The 25283-nt window shown below is 64.3% G+C and carries 9 protein-coding genes and 1 pseudogene; 4 read left to right on the top strand and 6 right to left on the bottom strand.

The features are described from left to right. Both ACPFMA_RS08350 and ACPFMA_RS08345 read right to left on the bottom strand, forming a co-directional pair. Complete coding sequence (locus ACPFMA_RS08350; protein ID WP_425929956.1) at window positions 1-10809, bottom strand: amino acid adenylation domain-containing protein; 10809 nt, start codon at window positions 10807-10809, stop codon at window positions 1-3. Beyond that, window positions 10806-14177: an amino acid adenylation domain-containing protein gene (locus tag ACPFMA_RS08345; protein ID WP_425929955.1), complete on the bottom strand. Its 3372-nt coding sequence runs from the start codon at window positions 14175-14177 to the stop codon at window positions 10806-10808. Before ACPFMA_RS08345 ends, ACPFMA_RS08350 begins: the two co-directional genes overlap by 4 nt. A gap of 377 nt (window positions 14178-14554) precedes the next feature. On the opposite strand from ACPFMA_RS08345, the gene ACPFMA_RS08340 reads away from it, so the two are divergent. Further along, on the top strand, window positions 14555-17377 hold the full coding sequence (locus ACPFMA_RS08340) for a toxin VasX (RefSeq protein WP_425929954.1): 2823 nt from the start codon (window positions 14555-14557) through the stop codon (window positions 17375-17377). Further along, a complete protein-coding gene (locus tag ACPFMA_RS08335) occupies window positions 17374-18312 on the top strand; it encodes a hypothetical protein (RefSeq protein ID WP_425929953.1) in 939 nt (312 codons plus the stop codon). Before ACPFMA_RS08340 ends, ACPFMA_RS08335 begins: the two co-directional genes overlap by 4 nt. Window positions 18313-18464: 152 nt before the next feature. Here the strand turns inward: ACPFMA_RS08335 and ACPFMA_RS08330 are convergent, their stop codons facing one another. After that, on the bottom strand, window positions 18465-19442 hold the full coding sequence (locus ACPFMA_RS08330; RefSeq protein WP_064304817.1) for a TauD/TfdA family dioxygenase: 978 nt from the start codon (window positions 19440-19442) through the stop codon (window positions 18465-18467). 225 nt (window positions 19443-19667) lie between these two features. Here ACPFMA_RS08330 and ACPFMA_RS08325 point away from each other — a divergent pair, with 225 nt between their 5' ends. Next, entirely contained in the window at window positions 19668-20858 is a 1191-nt protein-coding gene (locus ACPFMA_RS08325; RefSeq protein WP_425929952.1) for a PepSY-associated TM helix domain-containing protein, read from the top strand. After that, window positions 20855-21394, top strand: coding sequence for a thiamine pyrophosphate-binding protein (locus ACPFMA_RS08320; RefSeq protein ID WP_425929951.1), 540 nt, complete (start codon window positions 20855-20857; stop codon window positions 21392-21394). Before ACPFMA_RS08325 ends, ACPFMA_RS08320 begins: the two co-directional genes overlap by 4 nt. Window positions 21395-21544: 150 nt before the next feature. Here ACPFMA_RS08320 and ACPFMA_RS08315 read toward each other — a convergent pair whose 3' ends face one another. The 3 genes and pseudogenes from ACPFMA_RS08315 to ACPFMA_RS08305 all read right to left on the bottom strand — a co-directional run. Continuing rightward, window positions 21545-21766 carry an MbtH family protein gene (locus ACPFMA_RS08315; protein WP_009403109.1) on the bottom strand — a complete coding sequence of 74 codons (222 nt, stop codon included), beginning with the start codon at window positions 21764-21766 and terminating at the stop codon, window positions 21545-21547. A 52-nt stretch (window positions 21767-21818) separates the two neighbouring features. Next, on the bottom strand, window positions 21819-23213 hold the full coding sequence (locus ACPFMA_RS08310; RefSeq protein ID WP_425929950.1) for an aspartate aminotransferase family protein: 1395 nt from the start codon (window positions 23211-23213) through the stop codon (window positions 21819-21821). 194 nt (window positions 23214-23407) lie between these two features. Beyond that, a pseudogene (locus ACPFMA_RS08305) lies at window positions 23408-25276 on the bottom strand (amino acid adenylation domain-containing protein); the annotation flags it as partial. Window positions 25277-25283: the final 7 nt, after the last annotated feature.

Here is a 25283-nt window from a genome sequence, read left to right as displayed (position 1 = left end):
TCAGGCTCCTGCCATTTCGTTCATCAGTTTTTCGATATCGGACAGGCCGTCCTCGGTCAGCGACAGGCCGCTGTCGGCGATTGCCTGGATAAAGTCGTTCAATTGCGGTTTCTCGAAGATAAGGCGCAGCGGTACGTCGATACCGAGGCCGGAATGAATACGGGAAACGAGCTGGGCGGCGAGCAGCGAATGCCCGCCCAGTTCGAAGAAGTCGTCGGTCAGGCCCACGCGCTCGACCTTGAGCACCTCGGCCCAGATCGCCGCGACCTGCTGCTCCTGCTCGCTGACCGGCGCCACATAGGCGCGCTGCACCAGGCTGGCATCGGGCTTGGGCAGGGCCTTGCGGTCGAGCTTGCCGTTGGGGGTCTGGGGCATCCTGTCCAGCCAGGTGAAGTGGCTGGGCACCATGTAGTCCGGCAGGCCGGCTTTCAGGTGCGCCTTGAGAGCACTGCGCAGTTCCGGGGTGTCCTGCTCCGCGACCAGGTACGCCGCCAGCTGGTTATCGATATCGATCACCACGGCTTCACGCACCGCCGAATGTTCCAGCAGCCGGGCCTCGATCTCGCCCAGTTCGATGCGGAAACCTCGGATCTTCACCTGATGATCCAGGCGCCCAACGTATTCGATCACCCCGTCGGCCAGGTAGCGGGCCACGTCACCGGTGCGGTACAGACGCCCACCGGTGCTGGAGAACGGATCCGGCACGAAGCGCTCGGCGGTCAAGGCTGGACGCTGGTGGTAACCACGTGCCAGGCCGTCGCCGCCGATCAGCAATTCACCGCGGGCGCCGACCGGCAGTACGTCGAGGTCGTCGCTGACGATATGCAGCGTGGTATTGGCCAGCGGCTTGCCCAGCCAGACATCATCGGCGCGGGTCAGGTAATGCCGGGCCGACCAGATGGTGGTCTCGGTCGGGCCATAGACGTTCCACACATGCCCGGCCTGGTCGATCAGGCGCTGGGCCAGTTCGGCATTCAGGGCTTCGCCGCCGCAGAGGATGGTCTTGCCTTTCAGCGCACCGGCTGGCGCCGCATCGAGGATCATCCGCCAGCTCGACGGCGTGGCCTGGATCACGCTGGCCTGCTGCTCGGCGATCACCTGCAACAGGGCCTGCGGGTCCTTGTTCTGGTGGGGCTTGAGCAAGACCACCGCGGCACCACGAATCAGCGGCAGGTACAGTTCCAGGCCGGCGATATCGAAGGACAGCGAGGTCAGCGACAGCACCCGGTCAGCCGCCGCCAGCCCTGGTTTGTCGGCCATGCTGAAGAGGAAGTTGACCAGGGCCTGATGGTGGATGGTCACGCCCTTCGGCAGGCCGGTGGAGCCCGAGGTGTAGATCACGTAGGCGAGGTTGTCCGGGCCGGCAGTCGCGGGCAGGTCGTCGCTGGCGTAGGCGTCCAGCCAGTTGCCGTGCTGGTCCACGCACAGGGCCTGCACGCCTTCAGGAATGCTCAGTTGCCCCAGCAGCGAAGACTGGCTCAGCAGCAGCTTCAAGCCGCTGTCCTGCATCATGTAGCTCAGGCGATCCGCCGGGAAATCCGGGTCCAGCGGCACATAGGCGCCACCGGCCTTGAGGATCGCCAGCAGGCTGACGACCATCTGCGGACCGCGCTCCAGCGCCACGCCCACCAGCACATCCGGGCCGACGCCCAGCTCGCGCAGCTTGTGCGCCAGCCGGTTGGCATAGGCGTTCAGTTGCGCGTAGCTCAGCGAGGCATCGGCGCTGACCAGCGCGACCGCCTCCGGGGTCGCCCGTACCTGCGCTTCAACCAACGCTGGCAGGCACTGCTCGCGTGGGTAGTCGAGCTGGCTCTGGTTCCACTCCACCAGGATCTGCCGACGTTCCTCGGCGTCCAGCAACGGCAGCTCGGCGATGCGCTGGTCGGCGTCGATGCAGATGCCTTGCAGCAGCGTGCACCAATGCTTGGCCAGGCGCTCGATGGTCGAGGCATCGAACAGCGCCGTGGCATAGCTCAGTTCCGCTTCCAGGCCGGCGGCATGCTCGACGGTATTCAGGGTCAGGTCGAACTGCGCCGACTGGCTGTCGGCGGCCAGCACTTCGACGCTCAGGCCCGGCAGTTGACGCGCCGCGCCCCGAGCTTCGGCCTGGTGGTTGAACATCACCTGGAACAGCGGGCTGTGGCTGAGGCTGCGCTGCGGTTGCAGGGCTTCCACCAGTTGCTCGAAGGGCAGTTCCTGATGGGCCTGGGCTTGCAGCGCGGTATGCCTGACCTGTTGCAGCAACTGGCTGAAGGTGGTGTCGGCAGCGAACTCGGCCTTGAGCACCTGGGTGTTGACGAAGAAGCCGATCAGCCTTTCGGTTTCCGCGCGGGTGCGGTTGGCGACGGGCACGCCGACACGGATATCGTGCTGTCCGCTGTGGCGCTGCAACAGGGTCTGGAACGAGGCCAGCAGGAGCATGAACAGGGTCACGCCCTGCTCCCGCGCCACGACCTTGAGCCTGTCCACCAGGGCTGAATCCAGGGCGACAGGGCAGCGGGCACCGGCCAGTTGCTGGATCGCCGGGCGCGGACGGTCGGTCGGCAGTTCCAGCACCGGCTGTTCACCGCCCAGTTGGGCAGTCCAGTAGGCGAGCTGGCGTTGCTGCTCGCCGGCTTCCATCCACTGGCGCTGCCACAGGGCATAGTCGGCGTACTGGAACGGCAAGGGATCAAGGGCGATATCGCGGCCCTGGCTGAAGCCTGCGTAGAAACGCACCAATTCGTCGACCATGATCGGCATCGACCAGCCATCGGAAACACTGTGGTGCTGGGTCAGCACCAGCACATGCCGGTTTTCGTCCAGGTGCAGCAGCTTGACCCGCAGCAATGGCCCCTGCTGCAGATCGAACGGCCGGCGCACCTCGGCGGCGATGCTGGCGTCCAGGGTTTCGCCCGGGGCCAGTGTTTCCACTGCCAGCACGAACGGCGTCGCCGGATGGATCACCTGCACCCCGCGCTCGCCGTCCTGGCGGAAGGTGGTGCGCAGGGTTTCATGACGGGCGACCAGGGCGGCGAAGCTGGACTCCAGCGCGTCGATATCCAGTTCGCCGTCCAGGCGCAGGGCCACCGGGATGTTGTAGGCGGCACTCCCGGGCTCGAGTTGCCAGAGGAACCACTGGCGCTGCTGGGCGTAGGACAGCGCCAGCGGCTGGCTGCGGTCGGCGCGGACGAAGGCCGGGGCACGGCTGGCCTCGCCCTGCCCGACCAACGCGGCGAAGGCAGCCAGGTCGGCGGCTTCGAAGAGGTTGCGCAGGGTCGGTTCCAGGTTCAGTTGCTGGCGCACGCGGGAGATGACCTGGGTCGCCAGCAGCGAATGGCCGCCCAGTTCGAAGAAGTTGTCGCTCAGGCCGACCCTTTCGACTTGCAGGACATCCGCCCAGATGGATGCAAGCTGCTGCTCCAGTTCGCTGACCGGGGCCACATACGCGCCTTGCAGATTGGCCGCATCGGGTTTCGGTAGAGCCTTGCGGTCCAGCTTGCCGTTGGCGGTCAGCGGGAAGGCGTCCAGCAGGACCAGATGGGTCGGGACCATGTAGTCCGGCAGGTTGGCTTTCAGGTGAGCCTTCAGGGTTTTGCGCAGGTCGGCCTGACCCGGGTTGGCCGGGATCAGGTAGGCCGCGAGTTGCTGGCCTGCCGGGCCATCGACCGCCAGCACTACCACCTCGCGTACGCCTTCATGCTCTTGCAGCCGCGCTTCGATCTCACCCAGCTCGATACGGAAGCCGCGGATCTTCACCTGGTGGTCGATGCGGCCGGCGTACTCGATCACGCCTGCTTCGCGGAAGCGGGCAAGGTCACCGGTGCGGTACAGGCGGCTGCCGTCTTTCGCGAACGGGTTGGGCACGAAACGCTCGGCAGTGAGCGCAGCACGGTTGTGGTAACCGCGAGCGAGACCGGCATGGCCGACATGCAGCTCGCCGCAGACGCCGGTTGCCACCGGGTTGAAGTCGGTGTCCAGCACGTACATCGACAGGTCGGAGATGGCCTCACCGATCGGGCTGACTTCGGCCTGTACCAGGTCCGCCCTGGTGATTGGACGATAAGTCACATGCACCGTGGTTTCGGTAATGCCGTACATGTTGATCAAACGCGGCTGCTGATCGCCGAAACGCTCAAACCACGGTTGCAGACTGGTCACGTCCAATGCTTCGCCGCCGAACACCACATAGCGCAGGCTCAGTGGCTCGGTTGCAACGCGAGCCAGTTGCTTGAACGCCGATGGCGTCTGGTTCAGCACCGTGACCTCTTCGTCCACCAGCAACTGGTTGAACTCTTCCGGCGAACGGGTCACCTCACGCGGCACGACCACCAGGCGACCGCCATGCATCAGCGCACCGAAGATTTCCCATACAGAGAAGTCGAAGGCGTAGGAATGGAACAGGGTCCAGACATCTTGCTCGTCAAAGCCGAACCACTCATCCGTGGCCTCGAACAGGCGCAGGACATTCCGGTGCGGCAACAGCGCGCCCTTCGGCTTGCCGGTCGAACCGGAGGTATAGATGACGTAGGCCAGGTTGTCCGGCGAGGTCAGGTTCACCGGATTCTGGTCGCTGTAGCCCTCGAAGGAGCCCAGCAGATCAGCCTGGGTCAGCAGCAGCTTGATGCCGCTGTCCTGCGTCATATAGTCGAGACGGTCCTGTGGATAATCCGGGTCCAGCGGCACGTAGGCACCGCCGGCCTTGAGAATGCCGAGGATGCCGACCAGCATTTCCAGACTGCGCTCGACCGACAGCCCCACCAGCACATCCGGCCCCACGCCCTGCTCGCGCAGCTTGTGCGCCAACTGATTCGCCCGGCTGTTCAGTTGTGCATAAGTCAGCGCTTGAGCACCAAAACTCACGGCCACCGCTTCCGGCACCCGCGCCGCCTGGGCCTCGATGCGCTGGTGAATGCACTGCTCGCTCGGGAAGGCCGCCAGCTCCAGGCTCACAGTCACTGGCAATACCAGCTCACCCAGCGCCCGCGCCGGGTCCTCGATCAACGCCGCCAGCAGATGATTGAAATGCGCCGCCAGTTGCTCGACCGCCTGCACGCCAAAGGCACTGCGGTCATGGCTGATGCGCAGCGACAGGCGCTCGCCGGTATTCACCACCAGGGTCAGCGGGTAATGGGTCTGCTCCTGGCTGCGCACCTCGCCGAAGCGCAGCCCGTCCGGCGCAGCCTGTTGCAGCGCCTCGGACACCGGGTAGTTCTCGAACACCAGGATCGAGTCGAACAGCGCCTCGCCGCTCCAGCCGGCCCAGCGTTGCACCTCGTACAGTGGCGTGTGTTCGAACTCGCGCAGGGCGACGTTCAGCCCTTGCACGTGCTGCACGAACGCCGCCACGGACTGTTCGCAACGCGGGCTCGCTAGCACCGGCAGGGTGTTGATGAACAGGCCGAGCTGCTCCTCGATCCCGACCAGCTCGGTGGGCCGTCCGGCCACGGTGGCGCCGAAGGTGACGCTGGACTGCCCGGTATAGCGTTGCAGCAGCAACAGCCACGCGGCCTGCACCAGGGTGTTCAGGGTGACCCGCTGCTCGCGGGCGAACTCGCCCAGGCGCCGGCTCAGCCCGGCGTCCAGATCCTCCCGGTATTCGCCATAGCCTTCGCCGTCCGCCGCGCCCTTGAGGGCCTGGGCCAGACGGGTCGGCGCGTCGAACGCGGCCAGTTGCTCCAGCCAGAAACGCTGGGCAGCCCCGGCATCCTGGCCTTGCAGCCAGTGGATGTAGTCGCGGTACTGGCCAACCTGGCGCGCCGGCACCTGCCCGGCATAGCGCTGCAGCACTTCGCCGAGCATGCGCGAGCTGCTCCAGCCGTCCATCAGGATATGGTGGCTGGTGTAGATCAGCTCGTGACGGTCATCCTCGGTACGGATCAGCGCCACACGCAGCAGCGGGCCGCGGGCCAGCTCGAACCCCTTGTCGCGCTCCAGGCGCGCCCAGTCGTCGAGCCAGCCGTCCAGGTCGGCGCGCCCGCGGGCATCGATCTCCACGAAAGGCAGCTCGACCCGGCGCTGCACCACCTGCACCGGGTGGTCGGCATCACTGACGAAGCCGCTGCGCAGCACCGGATGCTGGTCCAGCAGCGCCTGCCAGGCCTGGTGCAGGCGGGCCGCCTCGAGCCCGCTGACACTGACCCGCAACTGGTTGATGTAGTTGCCGGCCTCCTTGGCGAACAGGCTGTGGAACAGCATGCCTTGTTGCATCGGCGCCAGCGGGTAGATGTCCTCGATGGTCGCGGCGGCTTGCGGCAGGCGGTCCAGTTGCGCCTGGTCCAGCCCGGCCAGCGGGAAGTCCGACGGGGTCACGCCGTGGTTGCCTGCCTGGCAATGGCGGATCAGCTCGGCCAGTGCCTGTTCATAGGCACGGGCCAGCGCCTCGATGGTGTCCGCGCGATACATCTCGCGGCTGTAGGTCCAGTCCAGGCGCAGCTGGCCATCGAAGACCTGGCCGTTGACGCTCAGCCAGTTGCCCAGCGGGCCTTGCGGGCACAAGGGCTGGCCGCTGCTTTCGCCGGCCAGGACGAAGGTTCCCTGCTCCCGGTCGAAACTGCCGTCGAACTGGCCCAGGTAGTTGAACGTCACCCGCGGCTGCGGCAGGGCCGCCAGCCGGTGGGCGAAATCGCCGTCGCCAAGGTAGCGCAGCACGCCGAAGCCGATGCCCTTGCCCGGTACGCTACGCAGTTGCTCCTTGATCGCGCAGATCGAGGCACCGACATGCGCCGCCGGGGCCAGGCGCACCGGGAACAGGCTGCTGAACCAGCCGACGGTACGGCTGAGGTCGATATCCTCGAACAGGTCTTCGCGACCATGGCCTTCCAGCTGGACCAGCACCGACGGCTGCCCGCTCCACCGGCACAGCACCTGGGCCAGGGCGGTCAGCAGCAGGTCGTTGACTTGGGTGCGATAGGCCGCCGGGGCAACCTTGAGCAGTTGCGTGGTCAGTTCCTCGTCGAGGGTCGAGGCGGCATGGGCCGCGGTGTCGGTGCGCAGGCTGCCGTGGGGATTGTCCTGCGGCAGAGCGCCATCGGCGCCGTCGAGCAGGCCATGCCAGTAGTCGCGCTCGGCTTCCAGCGCCGGGCTGTTGGCCCAGGCGTGCAGTTTTTCCGCCCAGGCCTTGTATGAACTGGTCTTGGCCGGCAGAGCCGCGCCGGCCAGGGCCTGTTGCAGGTCTTCCAGCAGCACGCGCCAGGACACGCCATCCACCACCAGGTGATGGATCACCAGCAGCAGGCGCTGCTCGCCCTCGGGCAGGTCCACCAGTACGGCGCGCAGCAGCGGGCCGTTCTTCAGGTCGAGGCTGCGCTGGGCCTGGTCGGCCAGCGCTTGCAAGGCTTCAAGGTTCGCCAGTTCGCGGGTCCACAGCACCTCGGTGCTGTTCAGCGGGGCGAACACCGCCTGCCAGCCCGAGTACTGCCGGGCGAAGTTCAGGCGCAGGGCATCGTGCTGTTCCAGCAGCGTATGCAAGGCCTTGTGCAGCGTGGCGCTGTCCAGCTTGCGGGTCGGCTTGAGCAGCACCGACTGGTTCCAGTGCTGGCGCTCGGGAATATCGGTTTCGAAGAAGCGTGCCTGGATCGGCAGCAACGGCAGGTTGCCGGTGACCTGCTCGACCACCGGGGCCGCAGCCTTCTTCTCGATGAGTTTGGCGACCGTGGCCAGTTGGCCAATGGTCTGCTTCTCGAACAGTTGCTTGGGATTGAGCTTGATCCCTTGGCGCTTGGCCCGGGCAATGATCTGCAGGCTGAGGATCGAGTCGCCGCCCAGTTCGAAGAAGTTATCGGTGCTGCCGACCTGCTCCAGCTTGAGTACCTCGCGCCAGATGGCCGCAAGCGTTTCCTCGATCTCGCCCTGCGGGGCGACATAACGCTGCTGCACTGCGCCCGGCCTGGGCAGGGCACGCTTGTCCAGCTTGCCGTTGGCAGTCAGCGGCAACTGCTCCAGCAGCACGATCTGCGCCGGCACCATGTATTCGGGCAACACGTGAGCCAGTTGCTGGCGCAAGGTTTCGCCGGTGACGCCCTCGGCCACCACCCATGCCAGCAGTTGCAGGCGGCTGGCGTCGTCATCCTGCGGCACGGCCAGGACCACCGCCTGCTGCACCCTGCCTTGCAGGACCCGGGCGACTTCCGCCGGCTCCACGCGATAACCGCGGATCTTCACCTGGTCGTCGGCACGGCCGATGAATTCCAGTTGGCCCTGGCGGTTGCGGCGTACCCGGTCGCCACTGCGGTACAGGCGCGCACCGGCCGGCCCATGGGGATCCGGCACGAAGCGTTCGGCGGTCAGCGCCGGCTGGCCGAGATAGCCCTCGGCAAGGCTGGCGCCGCCGATATACAGCTCGCCGGGCACGCGCTCGGCCACGGTGTTGAAGACATCGTCCAGCACCCGCACCACGGCACCTGGCAGCGCCTCGCCCACCGGCACCACCTGCGGCACATTGCCGAGAATTTCATGGGTCAGCACGCCGACCGTGGTTTCGCTCGGACCGTAGTGGTTGACCACGCGGCACTGCGGACGCAGCGCGCGCACCCGCTCCACCAGCCCGGCCGGGCAGGCTTCGCCACCGACGATCAGCAGGTGCCGTGGCAGCACATCGGCCGGCCGCGCCGCCTGGAGCAGCGCAGCAAGATGGCCGGGAACGATCTTCAGCACGCCCACCTGGTGGGTCGCCATATAGTCGGCGAAGGCATCCGGGTCGAAGCCCAGGGCCTCGGGCAGCACATGCAGGGTGCGACCGGCACACAGCGCGCCGAACAGCACGGTATGGCCGAGGTCGGCGGCGATGGTCGAGGCCAGCGCCATGCTCGCGCCCGGCGCCGGTTGCAGGCGCTCCAGCAGGCCGCGCACATAGCTGGCCAGCGCCGCATGGCTGACCAGCACGCCCTTGGGCTGGCCGGTGGAGCCGGAGGTATGGATCACGTAGGCCGGGGACTGCCCGTGCAAGGTGATGGCCGGCGCGGTCGCCGGTTGCTGCTGCCACAGCGCCGGTTGCCAGGCGATATTGACGGGCACGTCCAGGCGCTGGTCGCCTTCGGCACGCAGCACGGCGCTGGCACCGGCACGCGCCAGCATCTGTTGCAGGCGTTCGTCCGGCGCCTTCACATCCAGGGGCATGTACACCGCGCCGGCCTTGAGGATCGCCAGCAACGCGGTCAGCCACGGCAGCGAGCGCTCCATCAGCACCGCAACCGGCTGGCCCTGGCCCACGCCCAGTTGCAGCAGATGGTGGGCCAGGCGGTTGGCGGCCTGGTCCAGTTCGCGGAAGGTCAGGCTGTCGCCCAGGCAGCGGGCGGCGATGGCCTCGGGTTGCCGGGCGACATTGGCTTGCCACTGGGCGAGAACGGAAGGCGCAGTGTCCAGTGCCGGGGCTGGCGCGACGTGCGGCAGCGCGGCAAGGCGATACAGCGGGGCCTGCGGTGCCGCCAGCAGGGCTTCGAACAGGCCGAGCAGTTGCGGGATAAAGGCCTCGACGGTAGCGCGCTGGTAGAGGTCGCTGGCGTAGGCGATATCGCCATGGATCAGCTGGCCGTCATCGGTGATATCCAGGGCCAGGTCGAAATGCGCGCCCTCGCGGTGCATCGGGTATTCGCTGACGTCCAGCCCCGGCAGCTTCAGCGACAGTTCCTGCTTGAGCACCACGTTCTGGTTGAACTTGGCCTGGAACAGCGGGTTGTGGCCAAGGCTGCGCTCCGGCGCCAGCTGGTCCACCAGTTGCTCGAAGGGTACGTCCTGATGGGCCTGGGCCTCGAACGAGGTCTCGCGGATCTGCGCCAGCAGGTCGAGATAGCTCAGGCGCTCGTCCACCTGGCAGCGCAGCACTTGGGTGTTGATGAAGAAGCCGATCAGCCCTTCGGTCTCGCTGCGGCCACGGTTGGCATTGGGCACGCCGATACGGATATCGCGTTGCCCGGACTGACGCGACAGGAATAGCGAGAAGCCGGCCAGCACCAGCATGAACAGGCTCAGGCCCTGGCTGCGGGCGAAAGCATTGAGGCGTTGCGAGAGCTCGCCGCCGAAATCGAATTTCAGGTGCTCGCCACGGAAACTCTGCACCGGAGGGCGGGGGAAATCCTGGGCTGCTTCCAGCAGCGGCTGCTCGTCGCCCAACTGACGGCGCCAGTACTCCAGTTGCCGCTCGCCCTCCCCGGCCTCCAGCCACTGGCGCTGCCAGATGGCGTAGTCGGCATATTGCAGGGCCAGTGCCGGCAGCTCCGGCTCGCGGCCTTGGGCAAAGGCCTGATAGCTCTGGGCGAACTCCTTGACCATCACCTCCATCGACCAGCCATCGGAAACGATATGGTGCATGCACACCACCAGTACCTGCTCGTCCTCGCTCAACCGGAACAGGCTGGCGCGCAGCAGCGGGCCCTTGAGCAGGTCGAAGGGCCGCGCGATGAACTCGCCGGCCAGGCGAGACAGTTCGGCATCGTCCTTGACCTCGACGCGTTGCAGGTCGAGCGCCAGCGCCGGGAGGATCACCTGGCGCGGCTGCTCGCCGTCGGTGCTGAACACCGTGCGCAGCACTTCATGGCGCTGCAGCAGGTAGTCGAAGGAGCGCTGCAGGGCCTGCTCGCCCAGTCGCCCGCGCAAGCGCAGGGCGGTGCTCATCTTGTAGGCGTCGCTGGTCGGATCGAGCTGCCAGAGGAACAGCAGGCGTTGCTGGGCGTAGGACAGCGGGATCGCAGCGACGTCGTGGCGGCTTTCGACAATGGGCAGCAGGCTGAAATCCTTGCCGTCGGCGCGCAGTTTGGCGAGGAACTGACGGCGCTGATCGAGCGACAGACCGACAAAGCGTTTGGCAATACGTGCAGTGGTGGTCCCGCTCATGCTTCGGTTTCCTCCAGTGAATCCATGAACTGGTCCATGTCGTCCCAGTCGTCTTCATTCGTCGTGGTGCCCAGCGCGGCAACGGCGGCGGCCAGCTCGCCCAGCAGCGGCTTTTCGAACAGGGTGCGCAGCGGCAGGCTGACGCCCAGGTGCTTCTTGATCCGCGCGACCATCTGCGCGGCCAGCAGGGAATGCCCGCCCAGTTCGAAGAAGCTGTCGTCAAGGCCAACCCGCTCGATCTTCAGCACTTCGGCCCAGATCGCGGCGAGCTGCTGCTCCACCTCGCTGACCGGCGCCACATAGCGCGCCAGGGCCTGGCTGGCGTCCGGCTGCGGCAGGGCCTTGCGGTCGAGCTTGCCGTTGGGGGTCAGGGGCATGGCGTCGAGGGGGATGAAGAAGGTCGGGACCATGTAGTCCGGCAGATGGGCCTTGAGCGCGGCCTTGAGCTGGTCGGCATCGACCGCTTCGCGGCTGACCAGATAGGCGGCAAGCTGCTTGCCCTGTGGCCCGTCGATATCGAGCACCACGGTTTCGCGGATCGCCGGATGCTCCAGCAGGCGCGCTTCGATCTCGCCCAGTTCGATGCGGTAGCCGCGGATCTTTACCTGGTGGTCGGCACGGCCGACGTATTCCAGCACGCCATCGGCACGGCGCCGGGCCAGGTCGCCGGTACGGTACAGGCGCTCGCCCGGGGCGCCGAACGGGTTGGGAACGAAGACAGGAACGGTTCGGCGGGTGTCGCCGACATAGCCGCGGCCGACTCCGGTACCGGCGACGCACAGCTCGCCTACGGCGCCGATAGGGACCAGTTCCAGCGCATCGTCCAGCAGGTAGATCAGGTTGTTGTCGGTCGGGGTACCGATGGGCAGGTAGGTGCTTTCGGTGGACGCCAGATCGACGCGGAAGAAGGCCACATCGTCCGAGCACTCGGCGGGACCATAGGCATTCACCAGACCGATCTGTGGATAACGCAGCAGCCACTGGCACGCCAGTTCCGGCGGCATCGCCTCGCCGGTCGGCAGCAGCCAGCGCAGGCCGTCCAGGCTGACCCGTTCTTCGGCCAGCAGGCCCTGGATCAGCGACGGCACGCTTTCCAGCACGCTGATGCCCTGAGCCTGGACATGCGCCAGCAACGCCTGTGGATCACGGGCGATGTCGTTCGGCACGATATCCACCCGGGCGCCGAACAGCGGTGCGGCGAGGAACTGCCAGACGGAAATATCGAAGCTCTGCGAAGCGGTCTGGGCGATCACGTCCTTGTCGCTCAGGTCGAGGTACGGGACCTTGCTCAGCTGGTTGTTGAGCATGCCGCGCTGCTCGACCATCACGCCTTTCGGCAGGCCGGTGGAGCCGGAAGTGAAGATCACGTAGGCCAGGTTGTCCGGGCTGCTGTAGCGACCGGGATTGGTGGTTTCGGTACTTTGCTGGACCTGTTCCCAGACCAGCAGTTGCACCGCTTCATTGCCGAGCAGCAGCTCACGGGCCTGGGCTTCGCAGGCGGCGCTGCACACCAGCACCGGCGCCCTGCTCTGCCCGATCACGCCGCTCAGGCGCTGGTTCGGTAGCGCCGGGTCCAACGGCAGGTAACCTGCGCCGGCCTTGAAGCTGCCAATAATCATGCCCAGCAGATCCGGGCCGCGCTCGGCCAAAAGGGCGATCGGCTGGTCGAAGCCGGCGCCCGCCGTGATCAGGGCATGGCCCAGGCGGTTGGCGGCTTCGTTGAGTGCTTGGTAACTGATCCGGTCGGCCAGATGGCTGACCGCAACGCGCTCAGGATGGGCCTCAACCCGTTCCTCGAACTGCGCCACATAGCTGCGCTCCAGCGGATATTCGCGGGCGCTCTGGTTGACGCCGCGGGTCAGGAACTCGCGCTCATCGTCACCCAGCAGCGGCAGCGCATCGACCCGCGCCTGCGGGTTGGCGCAGATCCCGCGCAGCAGCGTGCGCCAGTGCCCGGCCATGCGTTGCACGGTGGCTTCGTCGAACAGATCGGTAGCGTAGGTGAAGGAGGCTTTGAGCTGTTCACCTTCGCCGCTGGTTTCCAGCATCAGGTCGCTGCCGGCGGCCTGCGGGCGCTGGTCCTCGCCCAGTTGCTCCGCGGTCAGCCCGGTCACGTTCAGGCCACAGGCGAGTTGGCGGCTCTCGATGGCATTGACCAGCGGACGGTGGTTGAACATCACCTGGAACAGCGGATTGCGGTTCTGGCTGCGCGGGATCTGCAAGCCATCGACGATGGCATCGAAGGACAGCTCCTGATGCGCCTGGGCACCCAGGGCGGTCTGGCGCACGGCCTGCAGCAACTGGTCGAAACGGGTGTCGCCGGTCACTTCGGTACGCAGCACCTGGGTATTGACGAAGAAGCCGATCAGGCCTTCGGTTTCGCTGCGGGTCCGGTTGGCGATCAGCCCGCCGACACGGATATCGCGCTGGCCGCTGTAGCGGTGCAGCAGGGCCTTGAACGACGCCAGCAGGACCACGAACAGGGTCACGCCCTGCTGCTGGGCCAGGCCCTGGAGGTTTTTCAGCAGGCCGCTGTCGAGGTCGATCGGCAGGCACTTGCCCTGCTGGCTCGGCAGCAGCGGATGGGGACGGTCGATAGGCAGTTCCAGCAAGGGATGCTCGTCGCCCAGGTGCGCGCGCCAATACTCCAGCTGCCGCGCCTGCTCGCCGGCTTCCAGCCAGGCGCGCTGCCACAGGGCGTAGTCACGGTACTGGACCGGCAGCGGCGTCAGCTCCAGTGGCTGGCCGGTGACCAGCGCGTCATAGCAGGCCAGGCACTCGTCGATCAGCACGCCCATGGACCAACCGTCGGTGATGATGTGGTGCAGGGTCAGCAGCAGAACGTGTTGCTCGGCGGCGAGGCGCAGCACACGGACGCGCAGCAGCGGGCCCTGTTGCAGATCGAAGGGGGTCAGGGCCTCGGTGGCCATCGCTGCGCGGGCTGCGGGCCACTGCTGCGCCTCGGGGAGATCACCCAAGTCGCGCAAAGCGATATCCACGCTGCCGCTTGCGGCGACCTGCTGGATCGCCTGTTCGCCCTCCTGGGCAAAGGTGGTGCGCAGGCTTTCATGGCGCTCGATCAAGCGGTTGAACGCGCGCTCCAGGGCGCCAAGGTCGAAGGGACCGTTCAAGCACACCGAGACCGGCAGGTTATAGGCCGCGCCCTGCGGATCGAACTGCCAGAGGAACCACATGCGTTGCTGGGCATGGGACAGGCCATCGCGCTCGGCGAGCCCGGCGCAGGACGGAATCGGAAACTGGGCGAAGTCCACCTCTTCCCGACGCAGCGCGTCAAGGAACAGGCTGCGCCTGGCGGCAGGCAACTCGACGAAACGGCGGGCGAGTGTCCGGGCTTGTTCGGCATTCATGCGGTGGGTCCTTGCTGATCGGCGTGACCGTGGTTTGGTCGTATCAACAAGAACGAACTGGGAGGGAAATATTTAGCAAGGATTGGGGATTGGGGGATGGGTGGGGATCTAGCGAGAAACGGGATGCGACGCCTGCAAACGTACGGATGTTTCACCGCCCCAGTTAAGACTTTTCCTATATACCCGTAGCTGGCCGGTCTTCAGCATCACTGCGGAATTGATTCCCTTGGAAATCGCAGGAAGCACTGAATGGCCGTCCAGTCCGATATGCGCCTTACCTTCAAAGCAGAAACTGGTCCGTTCCTAGCTGTCGAACTCCGCCTTACAGAAGGCTTTTCAGAACTTTCCGTCTTAAGCCCCTTTTAGGAATTCACCAAGTGACCCGATCTATTTTCAAGAAGGCCATACAGCCCGACCGGCCTGGTTGCAAAACGCTCAGTGCAATTTCTCCTCCGCCGTGTGAGCGCGGCGTGCCGCTGTATCCGCTGCGCTACGGCGTTTCGGATCAACCGATCAATGCCGCGATCTACCCCACGCTGAGCGTGGAGGGTTACCCGGAGCTGAAGGCGGGCAAGGCCTATGGGCTGCGAGTGCTGAGGCCCAGCAGCTACGTCTACCTGTTCTACTTCCGGGACGGTCGCATGCTGACCCGCCATTACCAGGTCACCATGGATGTGCGTTTCGCACCGCTCTGGTGGAGCGAGGCGGACTACAACGACGAGGCGCCGGGACGGCATGTACCTCCCGATATTGCGGGTTCGACCCTGTATCTCCTGGCTCCGGAAGCCAGTGTTGCCCAGACGGTTTACCTGCTGATGAGCGACACCCTTCTCACCCACGCCACCTTGTGGAAGATCGAGCAGGACACCAACGGGCTGCGGAGGCGTTTGGCAACCGAGGTGAGGCCGGAGGGCGGGACGGAGCAGAGGAATGCCTTCGATGCGGTGCTACTGGGCTCTTCCACCAGCGAACTGCTTTCGCCGGGGCTGAGTCAGCGGCCCAGGCAATTTCCCTGGAGTGAAGTCGTGTTACCGGAAAGGATGGCGAGCACCGACTTCATCTTCAACGCGATGTATAGAGCGCTGCTACCGCGAAAGGACATCAAGCCACTGGCGGTAGTGCTGAATGACTTCCTCGGCATGGCCAGCGAACTCAACCAGATCTGCGCAGTGGATGTCGCCAAGCGTGACCGGTATCAAGCCAGCAACAAGCATCGCCTACAAAGCGCGGCACTGGTGACCAGCTACTTCAAGCATGCCGAGAAAAGTTACAACGAGGGCGGCAAGAAGCAGGAGATTTACGAGGCGCTGGAGCGCCAGCGCAAATTGGTCGACCTCTATGGTGCCCGAGGTTTCACGGCCATCTACGAGAAGGAGTTGAAGGTTTTCAATGAGGCAATCAGCCGAACAGGAGGCGACGCAACCGTCTGGGCTCGATTGATGAACAAGTCCGGCCTGGTGGGCAAGGCACTGGAGTTGTTCGATCTATCGTGTGCCAGCAACGCGAGTGATTATGAACAGGCGGTGCTCGATTGCCTGGCGGTGAGCACCTATACGGACGCGGGTCTGGCGGCTTTGAGCGAGCAAATTGAAGCAAATCCCGAAGACAGTCCGCTTTGGCGTGCATTGAGTGCTGGAAGTGCCTCACTGATGAGCAGGCTCAATAACCCGCTGACTATCGCGAAGCGTATTTACGATCTGGTCGACAAGGTGCTGGACGAACGCCCTGGAACTGTAATTACCGATTTGTTGACTCGCCTCCTGTGGCCAACGCTGTCCAGTGCACCGCCTCATACTTCCGACGTCTACGTGCGGCGGCTCAGGCATGTCGCAGAAATGCGATTCGGGATCGTACTGGGCCGTCGCGATGTCCCCTTGGAGCAATACAAGAAATGGGCGCTGGAGCTTCAGGGTTACACGGAACTTGGGGATATCCAGAAACGCTGGAATATACGTCTGGATGAAGGCCCAGGCCCGCTGCCAGATACCAGACAGCAATCAATCACTCAGCGCATTGAGATCTGGGAGTGGGAGAAAGTAACGCCGAGCACGATATTGGGTGAACCTCATGCGATGCCAACTGAGGGAAATCCGCTATTACGTATGTGGAGAAAACTGCAGGAACCCGCGGGCATCGCTTTTGCGGGGCTGGGTGCGGCTCTCGCGATGTGGGGGTTGAGAAACTCTACCGAGGACCTTAGGAAGGATAAGAGCTTTGTAAATTTTTTAGCGACAATGGGATGGATAACCGCACTAATCGGAGCCTCGATCGAGGTGGGACTCTTTACCGCCTCACATATCGCAGGTATGAAAGGAAATGCAGCTCTAGCCAAAAATTTAAAAATCCGCGGTATAAAATTCGGCTCAATGATGTTCGGAGCCGGTTCGGCAGCCATTCTCTCCATCGTTGACCTGTTCAAGGCAGGCAAGGCTTGGGGAGAGGACAATCCAGAGCAGGCTTGGCTGTATCTAGGCGCTTCTCTTTCTGGCGGACTGATTGCGTATGCAACAGCGGCGTCTGGTTCATTGGCGCTGTCAACTATCGGGGGGGCAGGTTTTGCGCTTTGGACTTTAGGTGTGATCCCGGTCGTCTGGCTGCTTGTGGCTGTGGCAGCGGTAGTGCTCACAGCTTACCTGGTAGGGCTAGCCGGCGATGCAGAGCATGGGCCGATGGAAATCCTCTTGAAGCATTCCGCTTGGGGTAAGTCAACACCGAAGTTTTCTCTTGAGGATGAAATGTCCGCTTGGCGTAGTGTCCAATACAGTCCTCAAATCAGGGCGGCATGGGAGCAAGTGCATGGTTCGGCAGGAAAGCTGCGTCTAAATTGCATTCTCCCTCTTCAGGATCATCTGAAAACTGACTTCCGCGCAGATTTAAACGTGCGCCTGAACGGAAAGACGTTGTCCGGACTTCGCTCCGACGAGGTAATTGCATACTCTGGCAACGCAGTAAGCCTGGATACTCACTTCCTATACTCTTCACTAACGGACGATCTGGGAGTAGAGAGAGGCTGGATTATAACCATGCATGAGGACGCGCAAGTCGAGCTCGAATATCTTTACAGGCCCGACGTAAAAGCACAGCCAACCTTGGTTCTACAGCAGCCGGGGGCGCCAGAGCCATTGCTTTTCAAATCTTCTGGATGGTTTTCTGAAACGATTGACCCGGCAATCTTGGCTCCCGTGAGGAAAGCGGTATGAACTCACGGGCCAGGGTAAAAAAACTTCCTCAAAATGTATTGGCGAATGCTATTCCGATAAAGCGCTACCGGACCATGAGCTTCAATAAAAACATAAGCCAGGACTGCGTGAGCGAGGATCTTGGTGTACGTAGAGCTAATGAAGCTTGCCTGGAGGTTTTTTCGGGAGGGAAAATGATAAAAAACGCGTATTCTAGTGCAATCGGAGCGTTATTTCTGGCTGGAATAATTGCTGACATAGTCATTTATAGCGTTATCCCCGGGCCTTACCCCAGAGAAATGTGGATTGCATTTTTTGCGGCTCCGATGGTTGCTGCTGCCGTGGGAGGCTTGTTATACCTGATTACCAGAAACTCACAGGGCGGACATGTCCGCATTAGTAGAAAAACAGGAAAAATCTATTGCATCATCCCCGGCGAGTTGCACTTGGTTACACTGGACTGGCAGGAGATACATCCCATGGTGGCTTATCTGCATATCGCCAGCGGAACTGCTGGCAGCACAGTTCTCAACCCTCTTCTGCTGGTGGGCGTTGACTGGACCCAATCACCTCCACGAGAGGCTTCGGTTTCATGCGGAAATCTGGGATGGCGCGATAGCGGTGAGTCTGCCCGTCAGCTGTTGAGCTACATAGAGCATTTTATGGACTACGGGCTGGATGGGCTGCCGCTGCCCGATCCGTTGCCTCCACCGATGTCCCGCAAAGACACCTTTCTGCATGGCTACCGACAGTGGGGAAAGCAATTCCGGGAGGACTTATCCACCCCGAAAGGCAAACGCTGGGCAATGTTGTGGGCACCTGCAAAGGTGTTGTGGCTGATCACTATGGTGTTTCCCGACAGTATCGGCGCCTATCTCGATTACTCAATCCCCGAGATCCGGTTTCCCGAAGAGATCGATGTCATATGCGGGTTTGAATCGGGTGGTGATTCCTGAATTCTTCACAGAGAAGAAATGCTCTAGCGCCTGACAGACAACAAGATCCATGTTGCTGCAGATGGCCTAATCGCTGGCAAGCCAGCTCCCACAGTGACTGCGTGCACCGCCGGACCTGTGGAGGCTGGCTGGCCAGCGATAAAGCACAAGGGCTACCGCTCCGAATGCCCCTGCGCCATCGCCACCACCACCTTCCGCTTCCCGGTAAACGGCGACCGCGCGTGGGCCGCGAGCATGTTGTCGAGCATCATCACGTCGTTTTCCAGCCACGGGAACTTGATGGTGCAGTCGTCCAGCACACCGCGCACTTCATCCAGCAGGTCCACCTCGATCGGCGAGCCGTCGCCGTAGTAGACGTTGCGCGGCAGGTCTTCCTCGTCCACCACGTCCAGCAGGCTTTCGCGCACTTCCGGCGGAAGGTTGGAGACGTGGAACAGGTGCGCCTGGTTGAACCAGACCCGGTCCTGGGTGACCGGGTGGGTGGCCACCGATTGGCAGATCTGCCGGGTGCGCAGTTCGCCGTCATCCTTCCATTCGCACTGGATCGCGTGCGCCCGGCAGTAGGCCTCGACCACGCTTTCGTCCTCGGTGTTGAACACCTGGCTCCATTCCACATCCAGACCGTTGCCGTAGTTGCGCACGTACATCAGTTTCTTTTCGACGAAACGCTCGCGGATCCGCGCCGGGATGCGTCGGTAGATTTCGCGGCTGTCGGCAATCGGCGTTTCGCCACCGGTCTCGGCGGCGATCATGCTGTAGAACCAGATGCGCATCGGCCAGTCGAGGGTGTAGGCCTGCTCGTTGTGCAGGGGGATGCTCTGGTGCGCCGGGTACTCGGTGGAGGTGTAGACGCCCTTGGTCACGTTGCTGCGCGGGGTCGAGCCGAATTCGTAGCTGAGCAGCGGGTCGCCGAAGCCGGCGGCGAATTCGCGGAAGCGTTCGGCGCCACCCACCTCGAAGCCGCGGAAGAGAATGCCGCCAGCGCTGTACAGGTGCTGCGCCACCAGTGGCTTGAATTCGCCCAGCGCTTCCATCAGGTCCAGGCCCGGCTCCGGTGCCTCGATCAGCATGGGCAAGGTGCCTGACCCGGCCAACAAGGGGCGGATATCCAAACTCAACGCATGACTCATGAAGGTTCTCCCTGAAGGCTGTGGCCACCCAAGCCCCAACGGCAGGGCACGCCTCGTCTGCTGAGGGAACGTTTGGCCGGAACGGAAAATTAGCCCGGCCGGCGCCCGCCCCCATACGCAGAAACATTTGCTTGCATCTTCGCTGCAGGTTTTGCCTAAAAACGTCCCGTGCCTGTTCGTAAAGAAATGGATGTCCTTCACGGATTTGCAGCGAGAGCGTTACCCATGTCGAAGAAGTCCCGCTCGAAACTCTGGTTTCTGGTGCACAGCTGGCTGGCCCTGCCGATCTGGTTCTTCGTCCTGATCGTCTGCGTCACCGGGACCTTGGCGGTGGTGAGCAAGGAAATCATGTGGCTGGCCTACCCGGAGATGCGCGCCACCGCGCCGTCGGAGGATGCCCGGCGCCTGAGCTTCGAGGAGATCAAGGATCACCTGGCGCAGAAGCATCCCGAGGCGATCATCGCGGCGCTGTACCAGCCGGACGGCGACTATTTCGCCCTGAACGCCACCATCAGCCTGCCCGGCGGACGCACCAGCATGGCCTACGTCAACCCGTACAGCGGCGAGATCCAGGGCTTTGCCCCATCGTTCGATTTCCGCCGTTTCACCCGTGCCCTGCACGGCTGGTGGCTGATCCCGGCAACCAACGGGCATTCCTGGGGCTGGTACCTGGTGTCCTTCCTCGGCCTGCCGCTGCTTGGCTCGCTGGTTACCGGGCTGGTGGTCTACAAGCGCTTCTGGAAAGGCTTCTTCAACCCGGTGCTGCGCCTGCGCCACGGCGCGAGGATCTTCTGGGGCGACCTGCATCGGCTCAGCGGCATCTGGTCGATCTGGTTTATCGCGACCATCTCCATCACCGGCACCTGGTTCCTGGTCCAGGCGCTGCTGGAGGACAACCAGGTGAGCATTTCCAGCTACTCCCCGGCGACCCTGGTGATGGCCCACAACAGCGTGCCGCTCACCGCCAACGGCGAGCCGCCGCCGATGATCAGCCTGGACCGCGCGGTAGCGATCGCCCGGGAGAAGATCCCCAGCCTGGACACCAGCAATATCATCATGCCCAGCAACACCTACGGCACCCTGCAGGTGGGTGGGCGTAGCTGGTATCCGCTGATTCCGCAACTGGTGGATATCCATCCCTACACCGGCGAGATCGCTGCGTCGCGGCTGCTCTCGGACCGCACCGGCGTGGAGCTGCTCACCGAGTCGATGCGACCGCTGCATACCGGGGATTTCGGCGGCTTTTGGATCAAGGCGATCTGGGCCTTCTTCGGCCTGGTATTGAGCCTGATGGTGCTCAGCGGATTGCTGATCTGGACCAAGCGCACCGCCCTGGCCACCGCCGCCGCGCTCAAGCGCGAAGCCCGGGAAGGGCGCAAGCCGCGCCCCGTCAACACCGTGGAGAACACCCTGTGACCAAGGACCTCGCTGCCCGACCGGAATCGTCGCCCGGGCGCTTCTGGCGCAAGTGGCGCTTCCATTTGAATATCCTGCTGATCCTGATTCCGCTGGGCTTCATGCCGCGGTACTTCGCCGAGACCGCGCTGTTTCGTGGGGATCGCGGGCTGGGGCAGCGGGTGGTCGGCGATATCCAGGTCGGGCCCTGGAGCCTGACGCTGGCCGAACTGAAGGAGCGCGGGCCGGAGCTGGATGGCGCATCCGGCTTTATGAAGAGCTTCAATGCCGAGCTGTGCGAAGCCTGCGCCAGGCGGGTCAAGGCGACCTACTTGAGGATCGGCAAGCCGCGCAGCCTGCGGGCGGCGGGGGTAATTTTCTTTGGTTCGGCGCATCGGCTGGGGGCGAGCTTGCCGGTGCCGAAAAACACGCCGGTGGATGCGCAGCTGTGGATCACCATGGAGGGCTGGGACGGGGCGGTGCATCAGGCGGCGATTCCGTTGGCGCAGGCTTCGCCGCGGACGGTGGAGTGGCTGCAAGCGCAGGCTGGCAGATGATAATGCGGTGACCTTCAGGACCCTATCGCTGGCAAGCCAGCTCCCACAGGGTCCGGCGGTGTACGCGGTCATTGTGGGAGCTGGCGTTGCCAGCGATAGGGCCGGGACAGACAACACAAAAAAGCCCCGGCTTTCACCGGGGCTGTTTCGTTATTGCGCCGCCTGCGCGTCCATCTTCTGCCGCAGGCTCAGCGGGCGCATGTCGGTCCAGACCTCTTCGATGTAGGCCAGGCAGTCCTTCTTCAGCCCGCTCTTGCCCACGGTGCGCCAGCCCGCCGGGACTTCCTTGTAGTCCGGCCAGATGGAGTATTGCTCCTCGTGGTTGACCACCACCTGGAACTGGATGTCGTCGCGGTCGAAAACTGAAGTCATTGCTGTTCTCCGAAAGTTGATATGTACCTAGACGTCCGGGGACGCCGAAAAATTAAAGGCTGGACACCGCCGCGGCCAACGCCCGGGCAAAGATCGCCGACACGTCGTCGATCTGCTCGGCGGTGATCACCAGCGGCGGCAGGAAGCGCACCACGCTGCCGTGACGCCCACCCAGTTCGAGAATCAGCCCGCGCTTGAGGCATTCGCGCTGCACCAGCGGCGCCAGGCGCGGGAAGTACGGGGCATGGCCCAGGGCATCGACTTCGCCCTGCGGGTCCACCAGTTCGACGCCAAGCATCAGCCCGCGCCCGCGGATATCGCCCAGGTGCGGGTAGTCCTGCTGCAGCTCGCGCAGATGCCCGGCCAGGCGCTCGCCCATGGCGGCGGCGTGGGCGCAGATATCGTGCTCCTTGAGGTAGCGGATCACCGCCGACCCCGCCGCCATGGCCATCTGGTTGCCACGGAAGGTCCCGGCATGGGCACCCGGCGCCCAGCTGTCCAGCCACTGCCGATAGACCACCACCGCCAGCGGCAGGCTGCCACCGATGGCCTTGGACATCACCACCACGTCGGGAATGATCCCGGCGTGCTCGAAGGCGAACATCTTGCCGGTGCGGGCGAAACCGCTCTGGATTTCATCGACGATCAGCGCCACCCCGGCCTGTTCGGTGATGGCGCGTACCCCGCGCAGCCACTCCAGGTCCGCCGGGATCACCCCGCCCTCGCCCTGCACCACCTCGACGATCACCGCCGCCGGCAGTTGCACGCCGGCTTCGGGATCGCTCAGCAGGTTGTGCAGATAGGCTAGGTTGGCCTTGACCCCGGCCTTGCCACCGAGGCCGAACGGGCAACGGTAGTCGTAGGGATAGGGCATGAACTGCACGCCATTGCTCAGCAGCGCACCCAGCGGGCGCTTGGGGCCCAGGCTGCCCATCAGGCTCAGGGCACCCTGGCTCATGCCGTGGTAGCCGCCCTGGAACGACAGCACGGTGCTGCGCCCGGTGGCGGTGCGCACCAGTTTCAGCGCGGCTTCCACCGCGTCGGTGCCGGTCGGGCCGCAGAACTGGATCTTCGCCTCGGTCGCCAGTGCCGGCGGCAAGATGCTGAACAGGTCCTGGACGAACTGGTCCTTGACCGGGGTGGTGAGGTCCAGGGTGTGCAGCGGCAGTTCGTCCGCCAGCACCTGCTGGATGGCCTCGATCACCACCGGGTGGTTATGGCCCAGGGCGAGGGTTCCGGCACCGGCCAGGCAATCGATGAAACGCCGGCCTTCAATGTCTTCGACATGGATGCCTTTGGCCCGTTTCAGCGCCAGCGGAATCCGCCGCGGATAGCTGCGTGCGTTGGATTCCTGGCGGCTTTGCCGGGCCAGCAGCGGCGACTCGTCGAACTGGTAGAGCGTTTCGCCGGCCTCCTGGCCTTCGGCAAACCTGATAGCGACTGACATCTGTGCAACCCTCAAGAAAGATGGATGAGGTGGGTTTCCTTGCAGGAGAAACGCACCAGCGCGGTGGGGATTTACCGGGTGGAACAGGTTTTTTTCCAGTTTGCGGGGGCCGTGTGGGAGCGGGTTCACCCGCGATTGCGCCGGTGAATCCACCATCGTCATCGCGGGTGAACCCGCTCCCACAGGGTCCGTGTTTACAGGGCCTCCAGCTCGGCCATAAGGTCCGACAGGCGATCCACCTTGGCCTCGTCGATGCGTTTGTCCTGCTGGCCTTCGATGTAGGCCGCCAGGGCCTGCAAGGTGTTCAGCTCGAACATGGCGCGCAGCGGCACGTGGTGTCCCAGTTCCTTCTGCACACGGCTGACGATCTGGGTCGCCAGCAGCGAGTGCCCGCCCAGTTCGAAGAAGTCGTCGCTCATGCCCACCTTGTCCACCTTGAGCACCTCGGCCCAGATCGCTGCGAGCTGCTCTTCCAGCTCGCCCTGCGGCGCCACGTAGGCGGCGTGGGCGTGGCCGATGTCCGGCTGCGGCAGGGCCCGGCGATCGAGCTTGCCGTTCGGCGTGAGCGGCAACCGTTCCAGGAACAGCCACTGCGTCGGCACCATGAAGCCCGGCAGGTCATGGGCCAGAAGCCCTTTCAGTTCGTGGACAAGCTCGTCGCCCGTGACCACGCCCTGCTCCGCCACTATCCAGGCCACCAATTGCGTGCCGTTGGCGCTTTCCCGCGGCAGCACCACCGCCTCGCGCACCGTTGGCAAACGCAGCAGCAGGGCCTCGATCTCGCCCAGTTCGATACGCAGGCCGCGGATCTTCACCTGATGGTCGATCCGCCCCAGGTAGTCGATAACGCCATCGGCGCGGTAGCGCACCAGGTCGCCGGTGCGATACAGGCGTGCGCCCGGGGTGAACGGATCCGGCACGAAGCGCTCGGCGCTCAGCTCCGGACGCTGGTGGTAACCGCGCGCCAGGGAGTCGCCGCCGACATACAGCTCGCCGGCACTGCCCACCGGACACAGCTGCAGATTGCTATCCAGGACATAGGTGCGCACGTTGCCGATCGGTCGGCCGATGGCAGCGATCGCGGTGTCCAGCGGGCCGTCGATCAGCAGGCTGCTGGTATCGATGGTCGCCTCGGTCGGGCCGTACAGGTTGTAGACCTGGCCGCCCCACTGTTCGCGCAACTGCCCGACCAGCGCCGCACTCAGGGCCTCGCCACCGAAGGCCAGGGTCCGCAGCGAATCCAGCTGACCTGCACGTACTTCCGGCAGCAGCGCCTGAAGAACCGACGGCGCCAGTTGCAGGATGCTGATCGCCTGTCCGGCCACTTCGCGCCACAGCAGGGTCAGGTCATCGCTCAGCGCCGGGCTGGCGAGGACCAGTTGCGCACCGTTGAGCAGCGGCAGCCAGAATTCCCACACCGAGGCGTCGAAGCTGAAGGCGGTCTTCTGCAGAACGCGGTCGCTCGGTAGCAGTTGCAGCTCGTCCTGCATCCACAGCATGTGGTTGGTCAGGGCGCCGTGGCGGATTTCCACGCCTTTCGGCCGGCCGGTGGAGCCGGAGGTGTAGATCACGTAAGCGAGGTTGTCGGCATTCACCCGGACCTGCGGCGGCGCGGCCTCGGCGAGGTCCTGCCAGTCGATCAGTTCGTCGAGGCTCAGGCTGGTCAGGCCGTCGTTGATCGGCAGGTCGGCGAGCAACGACGACTGGGTCAGCAGCAGGCGGATCCCACTGTCGCGAACCATGTAGTCCAGACGCTCGCGCGGGTAGGCCGGGTCCAGCGGCACATAGGCACCGCCGGCCTTGAGGACCGCCAGCAGGCCGACCACCATTTCCAGGCTGCGCTCCAGGGAAATCCCCACCAGCACATCCGGGCCGACGCCCAGGTCACGCAGGCGATGGGCCAGACGGTTGGCCTGGCGGTCCAATTCGGCGTAGCTCAGTTGCAGCTCGCCGAGGATCAGCGCGGCAGCGTCCGGCGTGGCCTGGACCTGCTGTTCGATCAGCTCGTGGATGCAGGCTTCGCTGTAGTCGGTGGCCGTGGCGTTCCAGTCATGCAGCCGGTGCTGGCGC

The organism is Pseudomonas sp. NyZ201, from assembly GCF_049860765.1.
Lineage (GTDB): Bacteria > Pseudomonadota > Gammaproteobacteria > Pseudomonadales > Pseudomonadaceae > Aquipseudomonas > Aquipseudomonas bharatica.
The sequence above is the reverse complement of the archived record's forward strand: the minus strand, read 5'-3'. Positions and strand labels throughout refer to the sequence as shown.

What these genes read in the sequence shown, in the direction of transcription:
- ACPFMA_RS08345 (WP_425929955.1), bottom strand. Translation starts at nt 14,177, where the DNA reads ATGAATGCCGAACAAGCCCGGACACTCGCCCGCCGTTTCGTCGAGTTG.
- ACPFMA_RS08350 (WP_425929956.1), bottom strand. Translation starts at nt 10,809, where the DNA reads ATGAGCGGGACCACCACTGCACGTATTGCCAAACGCTTTGTCGGTCTG.
- ACPFMA_RS08325 (WP_425929952.1), top strand. Translation starts at nt 19,668, where the DNA reads ATGTCGAAGAAGTCCCGCTCGAAACTCTGGTTTCTGGTGCACAGCTGG.
- ACPFMA_RS08315 (WP_009403109.1), bottom strand. Translation starts at nt 21,766, where the DNA reads ATGACTTCAGTTTTCGACCGCGACGACATCCAGTTCCAGGTGGTGGTC.
- ACPFMA_RS08310 (WP_425929950.1), bottom strand. Translation starts at nt 23,213, where the DNA reads ATGTCAGTCGCTATCAGGTTTGCCGAAGGCCAGGAGGCCGGCGAAACG.
- ACPFMA_RS08330 (WP_064304817.1), bottom strand. Translation starts at nt 19,442, where the DNA reads ATGAGTCATGCGTTGAGTTTGGATATCCGCCCCTTGTTGGCCGGGTCA.
- ACPFMA_RS08335 (WP_425929953.1), top strand. Translation starts at nt 17,374, where the DNA reads ATGAACTCACGGGCCAGGGTAAAAAAACTTCCTCAAAATGTATTGGCG.